The sequence below is a fragment of the Streptomyces sp. NPDC059564 genome, assembly GCF_042735575.1.
Lineage (GTDB): Bacteria > Actinomycetota > Actinomycetes > Streptomycetales > Streptomycetaceae > Streptomyces.
Genome location: NZ_JBHWBP010000115.1, coordinates 1 through 21,433, shown reverse-complemented (window position 1 = coordinate 21,433; position 21,433 = coordinate 1). Strand labels below are relative to the sequence as shown.

The following is a 21,433-nucleotide window of genomic DNA, read 5'->3' as shown; positions in this document are numbered from 1 at the left end:
GTCCGGGACGGGTTCTCGTACCGGATCACGGTGGACGGGCGGACGGTCTCCTGCCAGGACCCGCACCTGTCGGACGCCCAGCGGAACCTGATCTCGAAGCTGCTGAAGGAGGGCGCCTGAGCCCGGCCACCCGAAATCGGGTGACCGGGCCGGGCGGCTTTGCTTGGATGGCCGGATGACTGAAACGATCTTGGCCGCCCTGGAGCGGTACTACGACACCGTCCCCCGCGTGGGCGGCGCGCGCGGCGAGGACTTCGGCGCGCTCACCCTCTTCGTCCAGGAGGGCGAGGGCTGGCAGTACTACGCCCGGCCCGCGCTCGGCGGCTCCGACGCCACCGCGGCGGACGTACTCGAGGTGCTGGAGAGGCAGCGGGAGCTGAAGGTGCCCGAGGCCTTCGAATGGGTGGCCGAAACCAGCCCCTCCCTCCGGGCGGCCGTGGAAGCGGCGGGGCTGCACGTCCACGCACACCCGCTGATGGTGCTGGACGCCGCCGCGGAGCCCCTCCCGCCGCACCCGGAGGTACGGCTGCTCGGCGCGGACGACCCGCTGCTGCGGGCCGCGGTGACGGTGCCCGCGCTGGCCTTCTCCGCGCCCGGAACCGCCCTCGGCGAAGCCGGACCCGCCGAACTGGCGGCGGCGCTGGAGGACCCGGACACGGAGGCCCGCCGGGCCCGCGTCTCGGGGATGCTCACGGACGGCCGCACCGGCCTGGCGGCGGCCGTACGCGACGGGGTGGTGCTCTGCTCCGGCCAGTACAACCCGGTCGGCGACGTCGCCGAGATCGTCGGCGTGGGCACCCTGCCCGCCGCCCGGCGGCGCGGTCTGGCCCTCGCGGTGACGGCCGCCCTGGTCGCCCGCGCACGGGAGCGGGGCGCCCGGACGGTGTTCCTGTCGGCCGGCGACGAGGACGTGGCCCGGATCTACGGCCGCGCCGGATTCCGCCGCGTCGCCACGGCCCTGATCGCGGAGCCCCCGGCCACGGCGGCCTGACCGGCGGTTTTGCCGAAACGGCAAGGAAGTTTGCCGGGACCCCCGGGCGGGCGCAGCATCGGCGCTGTCCGTACCGGCACCACCGAGGAGGCCCCGTGGCCGACCACCGGCAGCACGAGCAGCAGCACACCCCCGGGACCGAGCGCGGCTGGGGGGAGACGTACTGGGACGGCCGCTACCGCGAGCGCGCGCGGATCTGGAGCGGCTCCGCCAACGCCCTCCTCGTCCGGGAGGCCTCGGACCTGGCCCCCGGCCGGGCCCTGGACCTGGGCTGCGGGGAGGGCGGCGACGCCATCTGGCTGGCCCGCCGCGGCTGGCGGGTGACCGCCACCGACATCTCGGGGGTGGCCCTGGAGCGGGCGGCCGCGCACGCCGCCGGGGCCGGGGTCGGCGACCGGGTGGAGTGGGAGCGGCACGACCTGGCCGACTCGTTCCCGGCCGGGGAGTTCGACCTGGTCTCCTCCTGCTTCCTGCACACCTACGGCGAGTTCCCGCGCGAGCGGATCCTGCGCACGGCCGCCTCCGCCGTGGCCCCCGGCGGGGTGCTGCTGATCGTCGGCCACGCGGGCTGGGCGCCCTGGCAGGACGTCGAGTCCATGGACGCGCCGCAGCGGACGGTGCGCTTCCCCACCCCCGACCAGGTCGTGGCGGAGCTGGAGCTGCCCGAAGGGGCCTGGGAGGTGCTGCTCGCCGCCGAACACGAACGGGTCCAGGACATGCCTGACGGCACGCCCGGGACCCGTACGGACAACGCGGTGAAGCTGCGCCGACTGCCCTAGAGGGCCGCCGGCGCGCCGGACATCAGAAGCCGAGCTTGCGGAGCTGCTTGGGGTCGCGCTGCCAGTCCTTGGCGACCTTCACGTGCAGGTCGAGGAAGACCGGGGTGCCGAGCAGCGCCTCGATGTGCTTGCGCGACTTCATCCCGACCTCCTTCAGGCGCGAGCCCTTGGGGCCGATGATGATGCCCTTCTGGCTGGGGCGCTCGATGTACACGTTGGCGTGGATGTCGAGCAGCGGCCGGTCCGCGGGCCGGTTCTCGCGCGGGATCATCTCCTCGACGACCACGGCGATGGAGTGCGGCAGCTCGTCGCGCACGCCCTCCAGCGCGGCCTCGCGGATCAGCTCGGCGACCATCACCATCTCGGGCTCGTCGGTGAGGTCGCCCTCCGGGTACAGCGGCGGGCTCTCCGGCAGCAGCGGGGCGATCAGGTCGGCCAGCAGCTGGACCTGGGTGTCGCCGACGGCCGAGACCGGGACGATCTCGGCCCACTCGAAGCCGAGCTCGGCGCCGAGCTGGTGGACGGCGAGGAGCTGCTCGGCGAGCTGCTTGGACTCGACCAGGTCGGTCTTGGTGATGATGGCGATCTTGGGGGTCTTCTTGATCCCCGCGAGCTCCTTGGCGATGAACTTGTCGCCGGGGCCGAGCTTCTGGTCGGCCGGCAGGCAGAAGCCGATGACGTCGACCTCGGCCCAGGTGGTCCGGACGACGTCGTTCAGGCGCTCGCCGAGCAGGGTGCGCGGCTTGTGCAGCCCGGGGGTGTCGACCAGCACCAGCTGGGCGTCGGGGCGGTGCACGATGCCGCGGACCGTGTGGCGCGTGGTCTGCGGCCGGTTGGAGGTGATCGCGACCTTGGTGCCCACGAGCGCGTTGGTCAGGGTCGACTTGCCCGCGTTGGGACGGCCGACGAAACAGGCGAAGCCCGCGCGGTGCGGGGCGGTGGGCTCGGGGGAACGATCGCTCATACGGGCCATTCTCCCCGATGCGGCTCCCAGCGCCGACCAGGCCACGGCCGCGAGGGCCGCGGCGAGCGCCAGAGCGGGTACGAGGAGGGGGTGCGCGGCGTGGTCGGCGGCTCCGTCGGCGGTGGCCCCGGAGGCTTCGGCGCGCACCGTGACGCGGGCCCACTCCAGGTCCGGCGGGTCCGCCCAGCGGGTGCTGAGCCGGACCTGCCGGCCGGGCAGCAGCTCGGCGGGCAGGCCGGTGAGCTCGCGGCGCAGCAGGGTGCGGCCGAGGGCGCCGGTGGCGGTGAGGGCGGCGCGGGGGCGCAGGGTGACGTTGCCGAGGTTGCGCAGGGTGTACGCGACCTCGGCGCCCCGGCCGTCGGCGGCGACCCGTACGTCCTCCACGGCGAGGGCGGCGGCCGTGGGGCCGCCGACCCGGAGGTAGAGGCGGGCGCCGACGGCCTGCCGGATCCCGATGCCCGGGGCGCCGTCCGCGGTGGCCGGGGTGTCCTCCAGGGCGACGATGGCTCCGGGGTGGTCCCCGGGCTCGGCCCGGTCGGGGACGGTGAGGCCGAAGCCGACGTCCACCGCGCCCCGGGGCGGCACGGTGACCCGCTCCCGGTCGAGCCGTACCCACGCGGCGGGGGCGAGGCGCGGCTCGTCGGGGCCGCGCAGGGCGAAGCCGCCGTCGCGGGCGGTGTTGTAGGCGTCGGCGGCGTAGAGCCGGAAGGTGCGGGGCCGGTCGGTGCGGTTGGCGACGGTGACGGTGTCCCGGACGGTCCCGCCGGGCGCGGCGGCGAGGTAGAAGTACGGGCGCTGCCCGACGGCGGTGGCGGCGGGCAGCACGGACCACTGCCCGTTGTCGGCGGCGGCGGCCGTCCCGGCGAGGCCCAGCCACACGACGGCCAGCACGACCCCGATCGCCCACGCGCGCAGCCGTCGCCGCTGTCTTTTTTCAGCCCGTCCGGCGTTTGAGGACCGGGGCCTGGGGCGGAGCCCCAGGAAACGGGGAAGGGGCGGGGCGGGGACGGCTCCGCGCAGCGGCGGGCGCCGGCTCACGACAGCGTCAGCGTCAGGACCGCCGTGTACGCCCCCGGCGGGGTGTAGGCGGGGACCCGGAGCGCGACCGTGGCGTCGACGGTGAAGGTCCCCCCGGTCAGCGGGGCGTCGGCGGTGGAGGCCAGGACCGCGCCGTCCGGGCCGACCGGGCCCGCGCTGCCCGCCGTACAGGGGCTGGGGCTGCCCGGCGCGGCCGTGCAGGTGGGCGTCCAGGACAGGGCGCCGCCCGGGAGGCGCAGGCCGCCGGGGCCCGCGAAGTCGGTGACCCGGCCGACCAGGGACCACCCGGCCGGCCCGCCCCGGGCGTCCTTGACGGTGACGGTGCCGATCCGGCCCGGGGCCGCGCCGCCGTCCCCGTACGGGACCGCGCCGAGGGTCACCGCGTCCCCCGTCTGGGTCATGGCGAGGGTGCCCGGATCGACGGTGGCCGTCAGCTTCTGGGTGCCCGGCGTCACCGCCGCTGGCTCGACCACCGTGTACGCGGCCGGCCCCGAGCCCCGCTGCGCCGACCAGGCGGGGCCCTCGTACGCCACCACCGCGGTCGTGGCCCGGTCCGTGACGGGCAGCTCGGTGGTGACCTCCCCGCGCGCGTCGGCGGTGGCCGCGACCCGGTCGGCCGTCCCGGCGGCGCCCGCGCGGCCGGCCAGGGTCACGGCGGTGCCCGGGGCGAAGCCGGCCGCGGTCACCGTGACCCGGGCGCCCGGCGCCCCGTAGGCGGCGGTGAGCCGGACGCGGCGCAGGTTGGCGGTGGGCAGCGGGGTGGCGGTGAGGTGCGCGGAGACGGGTGCGCCGGTGACCTGGCAGGCGGTGTCGAGGTCGAGCAGGTGGCCGGTGTGCAGGGTGTAGCCGCCGGGGGCGAGGGTGATCTCCCCGGGGGCGGTGACGGTGAAGGTGCCGGTCATGGTCACCGCGGGCAGGTCCGCCCCGGCCCCGACGGGTTCGCTGCGCTTGGCGCCGACCACGGTGACCTCGCCGCTCTGCGCGCCGCCGAGCAGGATCCGCCCGGATGGGGTGAGCACGTCGGCGGGCAGCGCGGAGGGCAGCGGGTTCACGGCGGGGGTCCGGGCCACCTGGTAGGTCACGGTGACGGTGTCGCCCACCCGCGGCGCCGGGTCGTCGACGCTGATCCGGGCCGTGGTGGGGCCGTCGGCGGGCGGCAGTCCGGCTTCCTGGGGCGGCAGGCAGTGCGTGGGGAACTCGACCTGCCCCGGGGGCGTTTCCCCCAGGGCGGCGGCGGGTCCGCTCAGCGCGGCCCCGCTCGCGGCCGCGAGCACCGCCATGCCGGCGGCCGCCCGCCATCCCCTGCTGCGCGCGCCTGTTCGCACTGCCCGCCCCCCGCGTCGCGTCGCCCCGCCAGGGGGCCATTCACGAGCGGGCGGCGGGAGAAGTCAATGCACGGACCCGGCAGCAACTGATGGCCCATCAGGAGATGGCGCCGTACCTCGGGGTCCGGCCGCGCCCGGGGCCGCCGCCCGGAACGTGCGCCGGTAGGCCGTCGGGCTCACCCCCAGCGCCGCCTGGACGTGCTTGCGCAGCGACTGGGCCGTCCCGAAACCCGTCTCCCGCGCCACCGCCTCCATCGGCAGCTCGGTGCGCTCCAGCAGCCGCCGGGCCCGCTCCACCCGCTGGGCGGTGATCCATTCGCCGGGGCTGACCCCGGACTCCTCGCGGAAGCGGCGGGTGAAGGTCCGTACCGACATGGCCTCCTGCCGCGCGAGGTCGCTCAGCCGCAGCGGCTCGTGCAGCCGGTCCAGCACCCAGGCGCGCGCGGCCGTGGTACTGGCCTGCTGCGGCTCGGGCACGGGCCGGTGGATGAACTGGGCCTGCCCGCCCTCCCGGTGGGGCGGTACGACGGTCCGCCGGGCGGCCTCGTTGGCGACGGCCGCGCCGTGGTCGCGGCGGACGATGTGCAGGCACAGGTCGATGCCCGCGGCGACCCCGGCGGAGGTGAGCACGTCCCCGTCGTCGGTGTAGAGCACGCCGGCGTCCACCCGCACGGCCGGGAACATCCGCTGGAAGTGCTCGGCGGAGGCCCAGTGGGTGGTGGCCCGGCGGCCGTCCAGGTACCCGGCGGCGGCCAGCACGTACCCGCCGGTGCAGATGGACACGAGCCGGGTGCCGGGCCGGATGTGGGCGAGGGCCGCGGCGAGCTCGCCGGTCAGCCGCCCCTCCTCGTACACCGGCCCCAGCTCGTACGAGGCCGGCACCACCACCGTGTCGGCCGTCGCCAGCAGCTCCGGGCCGTGCTCGACGTACACCGCGAAGTCGGCGTCCGTGGGCACCGGGCCCGGGGCGAGTCCGCAGGTCAGGATCTCGTAGAAGGGCCGCCCGGCCGGGTCCTTGGCGTAGCCGAAGATCCGGTGCGGGACGCCGAGCTCGAAGGGCAGCAGCCCGGCGAGCGCGAGGACGACGACGCGGTGGGTCCGGGGTTTCCGCTCGATGGCCATGGCCCGATCGTATCGAAGCGTGACAGTCAGGCCACTGTCGTACGGGACCCCGCAGGCCGGAAGCTGACGGCGTGACCCAGACAGCACCCACCTCCACGGCCGCCCCCCGGCGGGCCCCCCGCCCGGCCGGACGCGTCCACCGGGCCTGGTTCGCCGCGGCCGTCGCCTTCGTGACGATCATCGGCGCCGCCGCCTTCGCCTCCCTCCCCGGGCTGCTCATCGAGCCCCTGCACACGGAGTTCGACTGGTCGCGCGGCACGATCGGCTTCGCCGTCTCCGTCAACCTCGCCCTCTACGGGCTCACCGCGCCCTTCGCCGCCGCGCTGATGGACCGCTTCGGCATCCGCAAGGTCGTCGCGCTGGCCCTGACCGTCATAGCCGGCGGCTCCGTGGCCACCGTGTGGATGACCGCGTCCTGGCAGCTGGTGCTGTACTGGGGCGTGCTCGTGGGCCTGGGCAGCGGCTCGATGGCGCTGGCCTTCGCGGCGACGGTGACCAACCGCTGGTTCACCGCCCGGCGCGGGCTCGTCACCGGCATCCTGACCGCCGCGGGCGCCTCCGGCCAGCTGGTCTTCCTGCCGCTGCTGTCCTGGCTGGTGGAACACCACGGCTGGCGCCCGGCGGCCGTGACCGTGTCCCTGGCTGCCCTCGCCGTCGTCCCCTTCGTGTGGCTGCTGCTGCGCGACCATCCGGCCGACGTGGGGCTCGCCCCGTACGGCGGCGTGTACGCGGACAAGCCCGCGCCGGTCCCGGGCGCGGCGCGGCGGGCGGTCACCGTCCTGTCCAAGGCGGCCCGGACGGGACCGTTCTGGCTGCTGGCGGGCACCTTCGCGATCTGCGGGGCCTCCACCAACGGCCTGGTCAAGACCCACTTCGTACCGGCGGCCCACGACCACGGCATGCCGGTGACGGCGGCCGCCGGACTGCTCGCGGTGGTCGGCGTGTTCGACGTGCTCGGCACCATCGCCTCGGGCTGGTTCACCGACCGCTTCGCGGCCCGCCGCCTGCTGGCCGTGTACTACGCCCTGCGCGGGGTGTCCCTGCTGTTCCTGCCGATGCTGCTGGCGCCGTCCGTGCACCCGCCGATGGTGTTCTTCATCGTCTTCTACGGTCTGGACTGGGTCGCGACCGTCCCGCCGACCATCGCCCTGTGCCGCGAGCACTACGGGGAGGACAGCGCGATCGTCTTCGGCTGGGTGCTGGCCTCTCACCAGGTCGGCGCGGCGATCGTGGCCTTCCTGGGCGGGGTCGCGCGCGACGCCTTCGGCTCCTACGACCTCGTCTGGTACGCGGCGGGCGGCCTGTGCGCGGTGGCGGCCCTGATGGCGATGGTCATCCGCCGCCCGGCCGCGGCCCTGCCGGCGCCGGCGCCGTAGACGGTCCGCGCGGCCGGGGGCGGGCGGCCGGTCAGGCTCCGGCGGGCGTGGTCGACTTCAGGGTGCCGTCCGGGCCGGCCAGCAGGACGGGGGTGGCCGGGCCGCCGAGGTCGCGCACCGCCGCGCGGTCGGCCTCGGCGGGCGCGTCGGCCGCGCTCACCACGGCCGCCGCCTCCAGGGACCGGGCGCCGCTGGCCACCGCCATGGCGACCGCCGTCTGGAGGGCGCTCAGCTTCAGGGAGTCCAGCTCCACGGTGCCGGCGACGTACGTACGGCCGGTCTCGTCGCGGACCGCCGCGCCCTCCGGGACCCCGTTGCGGGCCCGGGCGCTGCGCGCCAGCGTGATGATCTTGCTGTCCTCGGGGTCGATCCCGGTGCCCACGGTGCTCTCGCTCATGGTCGAAAGCATAGGGAGCGCCCCGGCACGGCCGTACGACGACCCCGCCGGGACACCCGCCCCTTCCTCAGGGGCGGTCGAGCCGCAGCCGCTCCGCCTTCGGCAGACCCGCCACCACCAGGTCGTACGAGTCCTCCACCAGCTCCCGCACCAGTGCGTCCGGCAGCCCGCCGACCGTCACCGTGTTCCAGTGCCGCTTGTTCATGTGCCAGCCCGGGACGATCGCCGCGTGCTCCGCGCGCAGCCGCAGCGCCTCCTCCGGATCGCACTTGAGATTGACCTTCAGCGGATCGGCGTCCAGCGCCGTCAGCGCGAACACCTTCCCCAGCACCTTGAACACCGAGGTCTCCGGCGTGAAGGGGAACTCCTCCACCGCCTCGTTGAAGTCCAGACAGAACGCGCGCAGCCCGGCCGGGGTCATTCGCCCTCCCCACCCTCGGCGCCGTCCGCCGCAAGCACCGGCTCCACGAGCACCGTCACGATCTTGTTCCGCCGTCCGCCCGGGGACTCCGCCGTCAGCCGCAGCGGGCGCCCGTCCGGCAGGTCCACCAGCGCCGAGGCCCCCGCGATCGGGACCCGGCCCAGCGCCTTCGCCAGCAGCCCGCCGACCGTCTCCACGTCCTCGTCGTCGAAGGCCTCGACCCCGAACAGCTCGCCGAGGTCGGTGATGTCGAGCCGGGCCGTCACCCGGTAGCGGTCGTCGCCCAGCTCCTCCACCGGCGCGATCTCCCGGTCGTACTCGTCGGTGATCTCACCGACGATCTCCTCCAGGATGTCCTCGATGGTGACGATGCCCGCCGTGCCGCCGTACTCGTCGATGACCACGGCCACGTGGTTGCGCACCGACTGCATCTCGCGCAACAGGTCGCCCGCGTTCTTCGTGTCGGGCACGAACACCGCCGGCCGCATCACCGTGGACACCAGGTCGGACTCCGCCTCGCGGCTGATGTGGGTCCGGCGGACGAGGTCCTTCAGGTACACGATCCCGACGATGTCGTCCTCGTTCTCCCCGGTGACGGGGATCCGCGAGAAACCGGACCGCAGCGCGAGCGTCGTCGCCTGACGGATCGTCTTGTACCGCTCTATGCAGACCAGATCGGTGCGCGGCACCATCACCTCGCGCACGAGCGTGTCGCCGAGCTCGAAGACCTGGTGCACCATCCGGCGCTCGTCGTCCTCGATCAGCGATTCCTTCTCCGCGAGGTCCACCATCGCGCGCAGCTCGGCCTCGGAGGCGAACGGCCCCTTGCGGAAGCCCTTCCCGGGCGTGAGCGCGTTGCCGATGAGGATCAGCAGCTGCGGGATCGGCCCCATCACCCGCGCCAGCGGCACCAGGACGTACGCGGCCGCCGTCGCCGTGTTGAGCGGGTGCTGGCGGCCGATGGTGCGCGGGGACACGCCCACCGCCACGAAGGACACCAGCACCATCACGGCGATGGCCACCAGCAGCGCGGTCCAGTTGTCCCCGAACTCGTCGAGGCACATGTACGTGACGAGCACGCCCGCCGCCATCTCGCAGGTCACCCGCACCAGCAGCGCCACGTTCAGGTAGCGGGTCGGGTCCCCGGCCACCTGGGCCAGCTTCGCGCTGCCGCGCCGCCCCTCCCGTACGGCCTGCTCGGCACGGAAGCTGGAGATCCGGGCGATGCCGGACTCGGCGCACGCCGCGAACCAGGCCACCACGACCAGCAGCACCGCACCGGCGATCAGCTGGGGGGCGGTCACGAGACGGTGGGTGCGGGCGACGGACCGGTCATGCCGCGCTCACCGCGCCAGCCGTCGACGATGGCCGCCTGGAGGCCGAACATCTCGGCCTTCTCGTCCGGCTCCTCGTGGTCGTACCCGAGCAGGTGCAGCACCCCGTGGACGGTCAGGAGCTGGAGCTCCTCGTCCATGGAGTGCTGCGTCGGCGCTTCCTCGCCCTGCCGCTTGGCGACCTCGGGGCACAGCACGATGTCGCCGAGGAGCCCCTGCGGGGGCTCCTCGTCGTCCTTCGACGGCGGACGGAGCTCGTCCATCGGGAAGGACATGACGTCGGTCGGTCCGGGCAGGTCCATCCACTGGATGTGGAGCTGCTCCATGGCGTCCTCGTCGATGACGATGACGGAGAGCTCGGACAGCGGGTGGATCCGCATCCGGGTGAGCGCGTAGCGGGCGATGTCGAGGATCGCCTGCTCGTCGACCTCGGTTCCGGACTCGTTGTTGACGTCGATCGACATGGTGCGCTGAGCTCTACTTCCGCTGGAAACCGTTCGGGGCCTGCTGGCTGCCGTCGTACTTCTCGTACGCGTCGACGATACGGCCGACCAGCTTGTGCCGGACGACATCCTCGGACGTGAGCCGCGAGAAGTGGATGTCGGGCACGCCTTCGAGGATGTCCTGGACCTGCCGCAGACCGCTCTTGGCCCCACCGGGCAGGTCGACCTGCGTGACGTCACCGGTGACCACGATCTTCGAATCGAAGCCGAGCCGGGTCAGGAACATCTTCATCTGCTCGGTGGTCGTGTTCTGCGCCTCGTCGAGCACGACGAAAGCCTCATTGAGGGTGCGGCCCCTCATATAGGCCAGCGGCGCCACCTCGATGGTGCCGGCCGCCATCAGCCGCGGGATCGAGTCCGGGTCGATCATGTCGTGCAGGGCGTCGTACAGCGGGCGCAGGTACGGGTCGATCTTGTCGAAGAGGGTGCCCGGGAGGAAGCCGAGGCGTTCGCCCGCCTCGACCGCCGGGCGGGTCAGGATGATCCGGCTGACCTGCTTGGACTGCAGGGCCTGGACCGCCTTGGCCATGGCGAGGTAGGTCTTTCCGGTACCGGCGGGGCCGATGCCGAAGACGATCGTGTTCTTGTCGATCGCGTCGACGTACCGCTTCTGGTTGAGGGTCTTGGGGCGGATGGTGCGCCCGCGGCTGGAGAGGATGTTCTGCGTGAGCACCTCGGCCGGGGTCTCCGCCTCGCCGCCACCGGTGCCGTTCGCCTTGAGCATGGCGATCGAGCGTTCCACTGCGTCCTCCGTCATCGACTGCCCGGTGCGCAGCACCAGCATCATCTCGTCGAACAGGCGCTGGACCAGCGCGACTTCCGCCGCCGGTCCGACCGCGCTGACCTGGTTGCCCCGAACATGGATGTCGGCCGTCGGGAAGGCCTTTTCGATGACGCGCAGAAGGGCGTCGCCCGAGCCGAGCACCGTCACCATCGGGTGCGTCGCCGGAACGGTGAAGTGGGCTCGCGCCTGGCCCGGCGCGGGGGTGTGGGCTGTCGGTGTCTGAGTCATGGGCCGGCACTGTGGCCTGCGCACACCTCCCGCTGAGGGGCCGCGCCGATCGTCGGCCTCCGGAGTACCAAGGGTACGTCCACCCCCCGGCATCCCCGAGGGGTTTTCCGGTCCGGCCCCCCGTTGTTCCCCCACCGTTCCGCCGCGGTGCCCGTACGGCGCCTACACGGGGTGCCGGAAGCCGATGGTGGGCACCGCGCGGCGGCGCGGGGAGGGGGTGGCGCCGGGCGGCAGCAGGGCGTCGAGGAAGGCGTAGCGGCCGCGCAGGGCCTCGGGGGCGGTGCGCCACCAGTGGGCGACCTCGGGCCAGCCCGGGGCGGAGAGGGAGCCGCCGAACTCCTGCACCGACAGGGCGGCGGTGAGCCCCGCGAAGGCGAGCCGGTCGGCGAGCGGCCAGCCCGCCAGGCTGCCGGTGACGAACCCGGCCACGTACACGTCCCCGGCGCCGGTCGGGTCCAGGGCGTCCACCGTGATCGCGGGGACCTCCGCCGTCTCCCCGGTGCGGGCGTCGACCGCGTACGAGCCCTCCGCGCCCATGGTCACCACCGCGACCGGCACCTTCTCGGCGAGGGCCCGGGCCGCGGCGCGCGGACACTCGGTCCGGGTGTAGCGCATCGCCTCGCCCGCGTTGGGCAGGAAGGCCTCGCAGTGGGCGAGGTCGGGCAGGGCTCCCAGGTCCCAGCGGCCGGTGTCGTCCCAGCCGACGTCGGCGAAGATCCGCGAGCCGCGGCGGGCCGCCTCGCCGATCCACCCCTCGCCGGGACCCGCCGCCAGCGAGGCGACGGCGGCGCGGGTCTTCGGGGGGCACCAGGGGAAGGGGCCGGGGCCGGTGGGGGGCGGGGCCTCGTGGCCGTGGGAGACCATCGTGCGCTCGCCCTCGTAGGCCATGGAGACGGTGACGGGGCTGTGCCAGCCGGGGACGGTCCGCGACATCGACAGGTCGATGCCCTCGCCCTGTTCGAGGGCGTCCCAGCAGTACTCGCCGTAGTGGTCGTCGCCGAACGCGGCGGCCAGCGAGGTGCGCAGGCCGAGCCGGGCGAGCGCGGTGGCCATGTTGGCGACGCCGCCGGGGCTGGAGCCCATGCCGCGCGCCCAGGACTCCGTGCCGCGCACGGGGGCCGAGTCGAGGCCGGTGAAGATGATGTCGAGGAAGACCGTGCCGGTCAGGAAGACGTCGCAGCCCGGGTCTTGGGGGTCGCGCAGCGGACCCAGGGGGTCCAGCTTGCCCGGGCGGATGGTGCGGCTGTCCCGACTGGTCACGGCGTGCTCCCCGTTGAAGTGTCTGAAGTGTCGTTTCTGCTTGCGGTTCTTGGGTGGAAAGCTGCGAGCCCTGCCCGTGCCCGGCAAGGCCCAAACACAGTGTGACGCACATCACTGGATGATCGCTCTTCTCCCGGCCTCGTACCGCTTGATAGACAGGGGCCCCGCATCTCCGCGGAACCTCCCGTTTCGCCCGAGCACCACCGGAAACGCCCGTGCCCGACCGCACCTCCGCGCCGCCCGCCGCCTGGCCCCTGGTGGCCCTCTTCACGGCCGGCTACGTCGCCCCGTACCTGCTTCCGACCGTCGTCGGGCGACTCGACGCGGCCCTGCCCCTGAGTCCCGCCGAGGCCGGGCTGATCGGCTCGGCGCTGCTGCTCGGCTCCGCCGCCGCCGGCTTCGTCCTCGCCTCGCGCATCCCCCGCCACGGGCCGCGCCCCCTGGCCCGGTTCGGGCTGCTGCTCGCCGTCGCCGGGTACGCGGGCGCCGCCGCGACCACCCTGCTCCCGCTGGTCGTGCTCGGCGCCGTCGCCGGGGGCTTCGGCTCCGGTACCGCGACGGCCGTGGCCGCCTCCGGGATCGCCGCCCAGCGCGACCCCCACCGCACCTCCGCGCTCGGGCTGCTGTCGGTGTCCGCGACCGCGGGGGCCCTGTACCTGACGCTGCCCCGGCTCGGCGGCGGGCACGGGCTGCCGTTCGCCGCCCTCGCGCTCGTCGCGGCGCTCGCCTGGCCCGCGGCGGGGCGGCTCGACGGCCCGGCCCGCCGGGATCCCGCCGCACGGGCCGCCGTGCGCCCCTCCGTACGCCCCTCCGGGCGGCTGCCGTACCCGCGTGCCGGGGCGGTCCTCGCGGGCGCGCTCATGCTGTGGTCGCTCGCGCAGAACGCCCTGTGGGGGGTCAGCGGCCGGATCGGCGGCGAGCAGGCCGGGCTGTCCGAGGTCACCCTCGGGATGGTCTTCGCCGCCGCGCTGGGCGCCGGGCTCCTCGGGGTCACCACCGCCTCCGCGCTCGGCGCGCGCCTGGGCCGGGCCGTCCCCATAGGGGCCGGTACCGCCCTCATCGCCTGCTGCGTGGTGCTGACCTCCTCGGCGCACGGCCTCGGCGGCTTCGCGGCCGGCGAGGTGCTGTGGAACGCCCTCTACCCGGTCGTGCTCTCGTACGCCATCGGCCTCGCCGCCGCCCTGGACCCTCGCGGCCGCTGGGCGGTGCTGGCGGGCTCCGCGTCCTCCCTCGGGGTGGCCTGCGGGCCCGTCACCGGGAGCCTGCTCGCCGCGGCGGCCGGGTTCCCGGGGATGGGCCTGGTGCTGGGCGCCCTGCTGCTGGCCGTCGCCGGGCCGATGACCGCCGTCGCCCTGCACGCCGGCGGGCGGCCGCTGCTCCCCGGCTCGGTGCGGGGCCGCGGTGGCGCCCCGGCGGCGGTGCTGGCCGCGAGCGCGGCCCCGCAGGTCGGCGCGCGGGAACTGACCGTCACCGAGATCCCGTTGCGCCGCCGGCCGCGCCGGATCCTGCTGCTCTCCCCGGCCGCCCGCCGGGAACGGGACGCCGCCCGCGGGAGCGCCCGGAGCCGCCTCTAGGTCCACACCGCGCCCGGGGGCGTTCTACGGCCGCTTCGGTACGGGGACCCGTACGAGGTCCGCCGCGATCGTCAGCTCGCCCTCGAAGCCGGCCGCCCGGGCCTCGCGTTCGAACTCCGACGGATCGGAGTACCGCTGCGAGAAGTGCGTCAGCACGAGGTGCCGCACGCCCGCGTCCCGCGCCACCCGCGCCGCCTGCCCGGCGGTGAGGTGCCCGTGGTCGGTGGCCAGCCGGACGTCGGCGTCGAGGAAGGTCGACTCGATGACCAGCAGGTCGCAGCCCTGCGCCAGTTCGTCCACCCCGGGGCACAGCCGGGTGTCCATGACGAAGGCGAACCGCTGCCCCGCCCGGTGCTCGCTGACGTCGTCCAGGGTGACCTCGCCGAGCCGCCCCTCGCGCTGCATCCGGCCCACGTCCGGCCCCTTGATCCCGTGCCGCGCGAGCAGCTCCGGCACCATCCGGCGCCCGTCCGGCTCGGTCACCCGGTAGCCGAAGGACTCCACCGGGTGCGAGAGCAGCCTGGCCTCCAGGACGTACGGGGGCCCGCTCGCCAGGGTCCCGTCCCGCTCCACCGGCTCCTCCCGCAGCCGCACCGTCTCCCGGTAGGCGGTGGCGTACCGGAGCCGGTCGAAGAACTTCTGCCCCGAGGCCGGGTAGTGCGCGGTCACGGGGTGCGGGACCTGGTCGAGGTTGATCCGCTGGATCACCCCGGCCAGGCCGAGGCTGTGGTCACCGTGGAAGTGGGTGACACAGATCCGGTTGATGTCGTGCGCGGCGACCCCGGCCCGCAGCATCTGGCGCTGCGTGCCCTCGCCCGGGTCGAAGAGGATGCCCTCGCCGTCCCAGCGCAGCAGGTAGCCGTTGTGGTTGCGGTGCCGGGTGGGGACCTGGCTGGCGGTGCCGAGGATCACGAACTCGCGTACGGACACGGGTTATCCGGGGGGCCACTGGAGGCCGCGGCCGCCGAGGACGTGCGCGTGGGCGTGGAAGACGGTCTGCCCGGCGCCGGAGCCGGTGTTGAAGACGATCCGGTAGCCGTGGTCGTCGATCTTCTCGTCGGCGGCGATCCGCCCGGCCTCGCGCAGTATGTCGGCGGCCACGGCCGGTTCGGCGGCGGCGAGGGAGGCGGCGTCGGGGTAGTGCACCTTCGGGATGACCAGGACGTGGGTCGGCGCCTGGGGGTTGATGTCGCGGAAGGCGACGGTCGTCTCGGTCTCCTGGACCACGGTCGCCGGGATGCTCCCCGCGACGATCTTGCAGAACAGGCAGTCCGCCTGCGGTTCCCCGGCCATGGCCGTGCCTCCCGTGTCGTTGATCGGTCGGGGCATCGTAACCGCCCGCGCCCCGGCCGTCGGGCGGCCTGTACCGAACTACGACCAGCGTCCCGTGCGCGCCAGCAGGACCGCCGTCGCGGCCGTGCCCGCCGTCGAGGTGCGCAGCACCGAGCGGCCCAGCCGGTACGGGTGGGCGCCCGCCCCGGCGAAGGCGGCGAGCTCCTCCGGGGAGACCCCGCCCTCGGGGCCGACCACCAGCACCACCGAGCCGGCGGCGGGCAGTTCCGCCGTCGCCAGGGCCCGCGAGGCGGCCTCGCGGTCCTCGTGGAGCACCATCGCCAGGTCGGCCCCGGCCAGCAGCGCGGCGACCTGCTTCGTGGAGAGCGCCTCGGCCACCTCGGGGAACCGCACCCGGCGGGACTGCTTGCCGGATTCCCGGGCGGTGGCCCGCCACTTGGCGAGGGACTTCGCCCCGCGCTCGCCCCGCCACTGGGTGATGCACCGGGAGGCCTGCCACGGGACGATGGCGTCGACGCCGGTCTCCGTCATCGTCTCGACGGCGACCTCGCCCCGGTCGCCCTTGGGCAGCGCCTGCACCACGGTGATGCGTACGGCGGGCTCGGGCTCCTCGGCGGTCCGGCCGACGGTGACGACGAGCCGGTCCTTGCCCTCCGCCGCCTTGACGACGGCGTCCGCCCAGTGGCCGCGGCCGTCGGTGAGGACGAGCTCCTCGCCCGGGTTCAGCCGCTTGACCGACACGGCGTGCCGGCCCTCGGGGCCGTCCAGCACGAACTCCGGCCCCGCGGGGACCTCTTCGACCACGAACACGGGGGCCGTCATGACGCTCTCCTCATCTGCAACACCTTCAACGCGCTCTGCGCCTCGGCCAGTTCGGCCGCCAGCACCTCCACCAGCTCCGCCGCGGGCAGCGCCCGCGCCAGCCGGTGGCCCTGCCCCGCCCACAGGGCCATGCCCTGCGGGTCCCCGGCCGCGGCGGCCGCCTTGCGCAGCCCCGTGGTCATGTGGTGGACCTGGGGGTAGGCGGCCGGGGCGTACGGTCCGTGCTCCCGCATGAAGCGGTTGACCAGGCCCCGGGCCGGGCGTCCGGAGAAGGCCCGGGTGAGTTCGGTGTGCCCGAACAGCGGGTCGGTGAGGGCCTTCTTGTGCAGGGGGTGCGCGCCGGACTCCGGGCAGGCCAGGAAGGCGGTGCCGAGCTGCGCGGCCTCCGCGCCCGCCGCGAGCAGCGCCGCGATCTGGGCGCCGCGCATCAGGCCGCCCGAGGCGATGATCGGGAGGGCCACGGCCTCCCGTACCTGTGCGACCAGGGCGAGCAGGCCGACGCCCGCCGTGCCGTCGGCCTGCGGGTCGTCGCGGTAGGTGCCCTGGTGGCCGCCGGCCTCGACGCCCTGGACGCAGACGGCGTCGGCGCCCGCCGCCTGGGCGGTGCGGGCCTCGTCGACGGAGGTCACGGTGACGGTGGTGTGCGTACCGGCGGCGCGCAGCCGCGCGAAGACCTCGGGCGCGGGGCAGCCGAAGGTGAAGGAGACGACCGGGACGGGGTCTTCCAGGAGGATGGCGAGCTTGGCGTCGTAGCCGTCGTCGCTGGTGCCGATGATGTCCTCTTCGGCGAGCGAGATCTCGTACCAGTTGGCCTCGCCGGCGAGCTGTCCGCGGTAGGCCTCGACGGCGGCGGGGTCGACGTAGCCGGTCTGCGGCAGGAAGAGGTTCACGCCGAAGGGGCGGCGGGTGAGCCCGCGCAGCTGCTTGATCTCCTGGTACATGCCGTCGGCGGTCTTGTAGCCGCCGGCGAGGTAGCCGAGGGCGCCGGCCTCGCACACGGCCGCGGCCAGCGGTGGGCAGGAGGCGCCGCCCGCCATGGGAGCCTGCACGATCGGGTACTGGTAGAGACCGTTCGGTGCGGAGGACATGGACTGCATCGTGCCACGTCCGGCGCACCGGACCGAATCACGGCAATTCGCCTGGCATAGTCCGCTTCCCTCCCGTCGTGAGGGAAGCGGGAAGCCCGGTCCGGGGCGTCCCCGGACCGGGCTCCTGCGTACGCCGTGCGGTCGCTCAGCGGCCGTTGAACGCGTCCTTCAGGCGGCTGAAGAGTCCCTGCTGGCCGGGGGCGAACTGGCCCGTCGGGCGCTCCTCGCCGCGCAGCTTCGCGAGCTGGCGCAGCAGGTCCTCCTGCTGGGCGTCGAGCTTGGCGGGGGTGGTGACCTCGACGTGGACGATGAGGTCGCCGCGGCCGCCGCCGCGCAGGTGCGTGACGCCGCGCCCGTGCAGCGGGATCGCCTGGCCGGACTGGGTGCCGGGCCGGATGTCGATCTCCTCCAGGCCGTCCAGCGTCTCCAGCGGGCACTTGGTGCCCAGGGACGCCGCGGTCATCGGGATGGTGACCGTGCAGTGCAGGTCGTCCCCGCGCCGCTGGAAGGTCGGGTGCGGCAGCTCGTGGATCTCCACGTACAGGTCGCCGGCGGGGCCGCCGCCGGGGCCGACCTCGCCCTCGCCCGCGAGCTGGATCCGGGTGCCGTTCTCGACGCCGGCGGGGATCTTGACCGTCAGGCTGCGGCGGGAGCGGACCCGGCCGTCGCCCGCGCACTCGGGGCACGGGGTCGGGACCACGGTGCCGAAGCCCTGGCACTGCGGGCAGGGGCGCGAGGTCATGACCTGGCCCAGGAAGGACCGGGTGACCTGCGAGACCTCACCGCGGCCGCGGCACATGTCACAGGTCTGCGCGGAGGTTCCGGGGGCCGCGCCCTCGCCCGAGCAGGTGGAGCAGACGACGGCCGTGTCGACCTGGATGTCCTTGGTCGTGCCGAAGGCGGCCTCGTCCAGTTCCAGGTCCAGGCGGATCATGGCGTCCTGGCCGCGGCGGGTCCGCGAGCGCGGTCCGCGCTGCGAGGCCTGGCCGAAGAAGGCGTCCATGATGTCGGAGAAGTTGCCGAAGCCGCCCGCTCCGAAGCCGCCCGCGCCGCCACCGCCGCCCGAGGAGGACAGCGGGTCGCCGCCGAGGTCGTAGACCTGCTTCTTCTGCGGGTCCGAGAGCACCTCGTACGCGGCGTTGATCTCCTTGAAGCGCTCCTGCGTCTTCGGGTCCGGGTTCACGTCCGGGTGGAGTTCACGCGCGAGGCGGCGGAAGGCCTTCTTGATCTCGTCCTGCGATGCGTCGCGGCGCACGCCGAGAACGGCGTAGTAGTCCGTGGCCACTTACGACTCCGCCAGGATCTGTCCGACGTAACGTGCCACTGCGCGTACCGCTCCCATCGTTCCGGGGTAGTCCATGCGGGTCGGTCCGACCACGCCGAGTTTGGCGACTGCTTCGCCGCCCGAACCGTAGCCGACGGACACGACCGACGTGGAGTTGAGTCCCTCGTAGGCGTTCTCGTGACCGATGCGTACGGCCATTCCCGACTCGCCGGCCTCGCCCAGCAGCTTGAGGAGCACCACGTGCTCCTCGAGCGCTTCGAGCACCGGCCTGATCGTCAGGGGAAAATCATGTCCGAAGCGAGTGAGGTTGGCGGTGCCGCCGATCATCAGCCGCTCCTCCGCCTCCTCGGCCAGCGTTTCGAGAAGGGTCGCCAGGACGGCCTTGACGGTCGCCCGGTCGTCGATCTCGAACGACTCCGGAAGGTCCTGCACGAGCTGCGGCACGTCGGTGAAACGACGGCCGACGACCCGGGCGTTGAGCCGCGCCCGCAGATCGGCGAGGGAGGCCTCGCCGAACGGGGTCTGGGCGTCGACGAACCGCTGCTCGACCCGCCCGGTGTCCGTGATCAGTACGAGCATCAGCCGGGCCGGGGCCAGCGACAGCAGCTCGACGTGCCGGACGGTGGAGCGGGTCAGCGAGGGGTACTGGACGACGGCGACCTGCCGGGTGAGCTGCGCGAGCAGCCGTACCGTGCGGCCGACCACGTCGTCGAGGTCGACGGCGCCGTCGAGGAAGTTCTGGATCGCCCTGCGTTCGGGCGAGGACAGGGGCTTGACCCCCGCCAGCTTGTCGACGAAGAGGCGGTAGCCCTTGTCGGTGGGGATCCGGCCGGCGCTGGTGTGGGGCTGGGCGATGTAGCCCTCCTCCTCCAGCACGGCCATGTCGTTGCGCACGGTGGCGGGCGAGACGCCGAGCCGGTGGCGTTCGGTGAGGGCCTTGGAGCCCACCGGCTCCTCCGTCCCGACGTAGTCCTGGACGATGGCGCGCAGCACTTCGAGTCTGCGTTCACTGAGCATCGCGCACACCTCCGGATGCGGTCGGTCGGTCGTCGGATCGGTCGTCGGCGGGTCGCCCCGGGCTTCCCCCGGGCCTTCGTTGGCACTCTGAGCGCCCGAGTGCCAGAGATCCCCCGGTCAGTGTACGGCCGGGTGGTACGCCGGGGGCAAGGGCGGCCCGCCAGGGTAGCGTCGCGGCATGGACGTACGTTGGGAAGAGGCGGGCTGGGAGCGGCTGACCGGACGGGCCGGCCGGAGACGGCTTCCGGTGTGGGACTGCACGGTGGGACTGGTGGTGGGGGACGAGTCGGTGCTCCTGATCGACCCCGGTTCCTGTGTCCGCGAGGGCGCCCGGGTGCGGGCCGAGGCGGAGCGGCTGACGGGTCGGCGCGTGACCCATATCGCATTCACGCACGGACATTTCGACCACGTACTGGGCGGTCCGGCCTTCGCGGACGCCGAGTTCTACGGGGCGGTCGGGCTGGAGCGGCTGCTGGCGACCCCCACCGGCCGCGAGGAGCTGCGGGAGAGCGCGGTCCGCCACGGCCTGGACGCGGCGGAGGCGGCCGGGGCGGTGGACCTGGTCCCGGCGCCGAAGCACCTGGTGTCGGGCGAGTGGACGCTGGAGCTGGGCGGCGTACAGGTGCTGCTGGCCAATGTCGGGCCCGCGCACTCGCAGCACGACCTGACGGTGCTGGTGCCGGGCGAGCGGGAAGTGGTGTTCTGCGGGGACCTGGTGGAGGAGTCGGGCGAGCCCCAGGCCGGGAGCGACGCGGTGCCCGGGCAGTGGCCCGCCGCGCTGGACCGCCTGCTGTCGCTGGGCGGTGACGACGCGCTGTACGTGCCGGGTCACGGAGCGGTGGTCGACGCCGCCTTCGTACGTGCCCAACGCGACACACTGGCGGCCCGGTTCGGCGTGTCGCGGGCCTGAGGGCGGCGGCTCTCCTAGTGTCGGCCGGATGCGTGAGTACTCCCCCGACCTGACCCCGCAGTGGAAGCGCGCCAAGGCCGTGCCGGAGGTGCCCGCGGACCCCGGTCTGGTGGTCGAGGTGGCGGGTACGGACTTCTGCGGGGCGGTGGTGGCCTGCGAGGCGGGCACGGTGACCCTGGAGGACCGCTTCGACAAGCGCCGGGTCTTCCCGCTGGAGCCGGGCGGCTTCCTGCTGGACGGCGCCGTGGTGACCCTGGTCCGCCCCTCCCGGGCACCCGCCGCGCCCGCCCGCACGGCCTCGGGCTCGCTGGCCGTCCCGGGGGCGCGGGCCCGGGTGGCACGGGCCGGGCGGATCTACGTGGAGGGCCGCCACGACGCCGAGCTGGTGGAGCGGGTCTGGGGCGACGACCTGCGCGTCGAGGGGGTCGTCGTGGAGTACCTGGAGGGCATCGACGACCTCCCGGCCGTGGTGGCCGCCTTCGCCCCGGCCCCGGACGCCCGCCTCGGCGTCCTGGTGGACCACCTGGTGCCGGGCTCGAAGGAGTCCCGGATCGCGGCGTCGGTGGACTGCCCCGACGTGCTGATCGTGGGCCACCCGTACGTGGACGTCTGGCAGGCGGTGAAGCCGTCCGCGCTCGGCATCGCGGCATGGCCCGTGGTCCCGCGCGGCCAGGACTGGAAGACGGGCGTCTGCCGCGCCCTGGGCTGGCCCGGGAACACCGGCGCCGCCTGGCAGCACATCCTGTCGCGGGTGACGTCCTACAAGGACCTGGAACCGACCCTCCTGGGCGCGGTGGAACACCTGATCGACCACGTCACCGCGCCACGCTGACGGCATCAGCCGAAATCCAGCCCCGCCGCCACATCCAGCCCCGCCGGCGTTCGAGGCGCGGGGTCTGGGGCGGAGCCCCAGGTCCTTCCA

The 21,433-nt window shown here is 74.3% G+C and carries 21 protein-coding genes; 6 read left to right on the top strand and 15 right to left on the bottom strand.

The features are described 5' to 3' along the window. The first annotated feature begins 175 nt into the window (after positions 1-175). Both ACFV0Q_RS20445 and ACFV0Q_RS20440 read left to right on the top strand, forming a co-directional pair. Positions 176-991 carry a GNAT family N-acetyltransferase gene (locus ACFV0Q_RS20445; protein WP_385007277.1) on the top strand — a complete coding sequence of 272 codons (816 nt, stop codon included), beginning with the start codon at positions 176-178 and terminating at the stop codon, positions 989-991. A gap of 95 nt (positions 992-1,086) precedes the next feature. Then, positions 1,087-1,770 (top strand): class I SAM-dependent methyltransferase, encoded by a 684-nt coding sequence (locus tag ACFV0Q_RS20440; RefSeq protein ID WP_385007275.1) that lies wholly within the window; start codon positions 1,087-1,089, stop codon positions 1,768-1,770. Between the two features lie 22 nt (positions 1,771-1,792). Here the strand turns inward: ACFV0Q_RS20440 and era are convergent, their stop codons facing one another. The 3 genes from era to ACFV0Q_RS20425 form a co-directional block, all read right to left on the bottom strand. Continuing rightward, a complete protein-coding gene (gene era, locus ACFV0Q_RS20435) occupies positions 1,793-2,743 on the bottom strand; it encodes a GTPase Era (protein WP_266581233.1) in 951 nt (316 codons plus the stop codon). 1,025 nt (positions 2,744-3,768) lie between these two features. After that, complete coding sequence (locus ACFV0Q_RS20430) at positions 3,769-5,052, bottom strand: beta-xylosidase (protein WP_385007279.1); 1,284 nt, start codon at positions 5,050-5,052, stop codon at positions 3,769-3,771. A gap of 108 nt (positions 5,053-5,160) precedes the next feature. Continuing rightward, positions 5,161-6,219 (bottom strand): GlxA family transcriptional regulator, encoded by a 1,059-nt coding sequence (locus tag ACFV0Q_RS20425; RefSeq protein ID WP_385007273.1) that lies wholly within the window; start codon positions 6,217-6,219, stop codon positions 5,161-5,163. 71 nt (positions 6,220-6,290) lie between these two features. Here ACFV0Q_RS20425 and ACFV0Q_RS20420 point away from each other — a divergent pair, with 71 nt between their 5' ends. After that, positions 6,291-7,595 (top strand): MFS transporter, encoded by a 1,305-nt coding sequence (locus tag ACFV0Q_RS20420; protein WP_385007271.1) that lies wholly within the window; start codon positions 6,291-6,293, stop codon positions 7,593-7,595. 31 nt (positions 7,596-7,626) lie between these two features. Here ACFV0Q_RS20420 and ACFV0Q_RS20415 read toward each other — a convergent pair whose 3' ends face one another. The 6 genes from ACFV0Q_RS20415 to ACFV0Q_RS20390 form a co-directional block, all read right to left on the bottom strand. Further along, positions 7,627-7,992, bottom strand: coding sequence for a cytidine deaminase (locus ACFV0Q_RS20415; protein WP_266577367.1), 366 nt, complete (start codon positions 7,990-7,992; stop codon positions 7,627-7,629). Between the two features lie 67 nt (positions 7,993-8,059). Further along, positions 8,060-8,413 carry an MmcQ/YjbR family DNA-binding protein gene (locus tag ACFV0Q_RS20410; RefSeq protein WP_385007269.1) on the bottom strand — a complete coding sequence of 118 codons (354 nt, stop codon included), beginning with the start codon at positions 8,411-8,413 and terminating at the stop codon, positions 8,060-8,062. After that, complete coding sequence (locus ACFV0Q_RS20405; RefSeq protein ID WP_385007267.1) at positions 8,410-9,717, bottom strand: hemolysin family protein; 1,308 nt, start codon at positions 9,715-9,717, stop codon at positions 8,410-8,412. Before ACFV0Q_RS20405 ends, ACFV0Q_RS20410 begins: the two co-directional genes overlap by 4 nt. Further along, positions 9,714-10,211: an rRNA maturation RNase YbeY gene (gene ybeY, locus ACFV0Q_RS20400; RefSeq protein ID WP_301371251.1), complete on the bottom strand. Its 498-nt coding sequence runs from the start codon at positions 10,209-10,211 to the stop codon at positions 9,714-9,716. The genes ACFV0Q_RS20405 and ybeY overlap by 4 nt, the downstream gene beginning before the upstream one ends. Before the next feature lie 13 nt (positions 10,212-10,224). Continuing rightward, a complete protein-coding gene (locus tag ACFV0Q_RS20395; protein ID WP_385007264.1) occupies positions 10,225-11,262 on the bottom strand; it encodes a PhoH family protein in 1,038 nt (345 codons plus the stop codon). A gap of 162 nt (positions 11,263-11,424) precedes the next feature. Continuing rightward, a complete protein-coding gene (locus ACFV0Q_RS20390) occupies positions 11,425-12,522 on the bottom strand; it encodes a carbohydrate kinase family protein (protein ID WP_385007262.1) in 1,098 nt (365 codons plus the stop codon). Positions 12,523-12,737: 215 nt separating this feature from the next. On the opposite strand from ACFV0Q_RS20390, the gene ACFV0Q_RS20385 reads away from it, so the two are divergent. Next, a complete protein-coding gene (locus ACFV0Q_RS20385) occupies positions 12,738-14,096 on the top strand; it encodes an MFS transporter (protein ID WP_385007260.1) in 1,359 nt (452 codons plus the stop codon). A gap of 24 nt (positions 14,097-14,120) precedes the next feature. Here the strand turns inward: ACFV0Q_RS20385 and ACFV0Q_RS20380 are convergent, their stop codons facing one another. From ACFV0Q_RS20380 to hrcA, 6 genes are all read right to left on the bottom strand, one after another. Further along, a complete protein-coding gene (locus ACFV0Q_RS20380; RefSeq protein ID WP_385007258.1) occupies positions 14,121-15,026 on the bottom strand; it encodes a ribonuclease Z in 906 nt (301 codons plus the stop codon). 3 nt (positions 15,027-15,029) lie between these two features. After that, positions 15,030-15,389 (bottom strand): histidine triad nucleotide-binding protein, encoded by a 360-nt coding sequence (locus ACFV0Q_RS20375; RefSeq protein ID WP_385007256.1) that lies wholly within the window; start codon positions 15,387-15,389, stop codon positions 15,030-15,032. 78 nt (positions 15,390-15,467) lie between these two features. Further along, positions 15,468-16,211, bottom strand: a complete 744-nt coding sequence (locus tag ACFV0Q_RS20370; RefSeq protein ID WP_385007255.1) for a 16S rRNA (uracil(1498)-N(3))-methyltransferase — start codon at positions 16,209-16,211, stop codon at positions 15,468-15,470. Continuing rightward, entirely contained in the window at positions 16,208-17,299 is a 1,092-nt protein-coding gene (locus ACFV0Q_RS20365) for a nitronate monooxygenase (protein WP_385007253.1), read from the bottom strand. The genes ACFV0Q_RS20370 and ACFV0Q_RS20365 overlap by 4 nt, the downstream gene beginning before the upstream one ends. Positions 17,300-17,444: 145 nt before the next feature. Beyond that, positions 17,445-18,584, bottom strand: a complete 1,140-nt coding sequence (gene dnaJ, locus ACFV0Q_RS20360; RefSeq protein WP_385007251.1) for a molecular chaperone DnaJ — start codon at positions 18,582-18,584, stop codon at positions 17,445-17,447. After that, positions 18,585-19,601 carry a heat-inducible transcriptional repressor HrcA gene (gene hrcA, locus ACFV0Q_RS20355; RefSeq protein ID WP_385007249.1) on the bottom strand — a complete coding sequence of 339 codons (1,017 nt, stop codon included), beginning with the start codon at positions 19,599-19,601 and terminating at the stop codon, positions 18,585-18,587. It abuts the gene before it with no gap. 178 nt (positions 19,602-19,779) lie between these two features. Here hrcA and ACFV0Q_RS20350 point away from each other — a divergent pair, with 178 nt between their 5' ends. Then, positions 19,780-20,511 carry an MBL fold metallo-hydrolase gene (locus ACFV0Q_RS20350; RefSeq protein WP_385007247.1) on the top strand — a complete coding sequence of 244 codons (732 nt, stop codon included), beginning with the start codon at positions 19,780-19,782 and terminating at the stop codon, positions 20,509-20,511. A gap of 28 nt (positions 20,512-20,539) precedes the next feature. After that, positions 20,540-21,343: a DUF3097 family protein gene (locus ACFV0Q_RS20345; RefSeq protein ID WP_385007245.1), complete on the top strand. Its 804-nt coding sequence runs from the start codon at positions 20,540-20,542 to the stop codon at positions 21,341-21,343. Positions 21,344-21,433 lie beyond the last annotated feature (90 nt).

Coding starts and splice junctions, on each gene's coding strand:
- ACFV0Q_RS20350 (WP_385007247.1), top strand. CDS start 19,780: ATGGACGTACGTTGGGAAGAGGCGGGCTGGGAGCGGCTGACCGGACGG.
- ybeY (WP_301371251.1), bottom strand. CDS start 10,211: ATGTCGATCGACGTCAACAACGAGTCCGGAACCGAGGTCGACGAGCAG.
- hrcA (WP_385007249.1), bottom strand. CDS start 19,601: ATGCTCAGTGAACGCAGACTCGAAGTGCTGCGCGCCATCGTCCAGGAC.
- ACFV0Q_RS20375 (WP_385007256.1), bottom strand. CDS start 15,389: ATGGCCGGGGAACCGCAGGCGGACTGCCTGTTCTGCAAGATCGTCGCG.
- ACFV0Q_RS20365 (WP_385007253.1), bottom strand. CDS start 17,299: ATGTCCTCCGCACCGAACGGTCTCTACCAGTACCCGATCGTGCAGGCT.
- ACFV0Q_RS20415 (WP_266577367.1), bottom strand. CDS start 7,992: ATGAGCGAGAGCACCGTGGGCACCGGGATCGACCCCGAGGACAGCAAG.
- ACFV0Q_RS20370 (WP_385007255.1), bottom strand. CDS start 16,211: ATGACGGCCCCCGTGTTCGTGGTCGAAGAGGTCCCCGCGGGGCCGGAG.
- ACFV0Q_RS20430 (WP_385007279.1), bottom strand. CDS start 5,052: ATGGCGGTGCTCGCGGCCGCGAGCGGGGCCGCGCTGAGCGGACCCGCC.
- ACFV0Q_RS20425 (WP_385007273.1), bottom strand. CDS start 6,219: ATGGCCATCGAGCGGAAACCCCGGACCCACCGCGTCGTCGTCCTCGCG.
- ACFV0Q_RS20410 (WP_385007269.1), bottom strand. CDS start 8,413: ATGACCCCGGCCGGGCTGCGCGCGTTCTGTCTGGACTTCAACGAGGCG.
- ACFV0Q_RS20345 (WP_385007245.1), top strand. CDS start 20,540: ATGCGTGAGTACTCCCCCGACCTGACCCCGCAGTGGAAGCGCGCCAAG.
- era (WP_266581233.1), bottom strand. CDS start 2,743: ATGGCCCGTATGAGCGATCGTTCCCCCGAGCCCACCGCCCCGCACCGC.
- ACFV0Q_RS20395 (WP_385007264.1), bottom strand. CDS start 11,262: ATGACTCAGACACCGACAGCCCACACCCCCGCGCCGGGCCAGGCGCGA.
- ACFV0Q_RS20445 (WP_385007277.1), top strand. CDS start 176: ATGACTGAAACGATCTTGGCCGCCCTGGAGCGGTACTACGACACCGTC.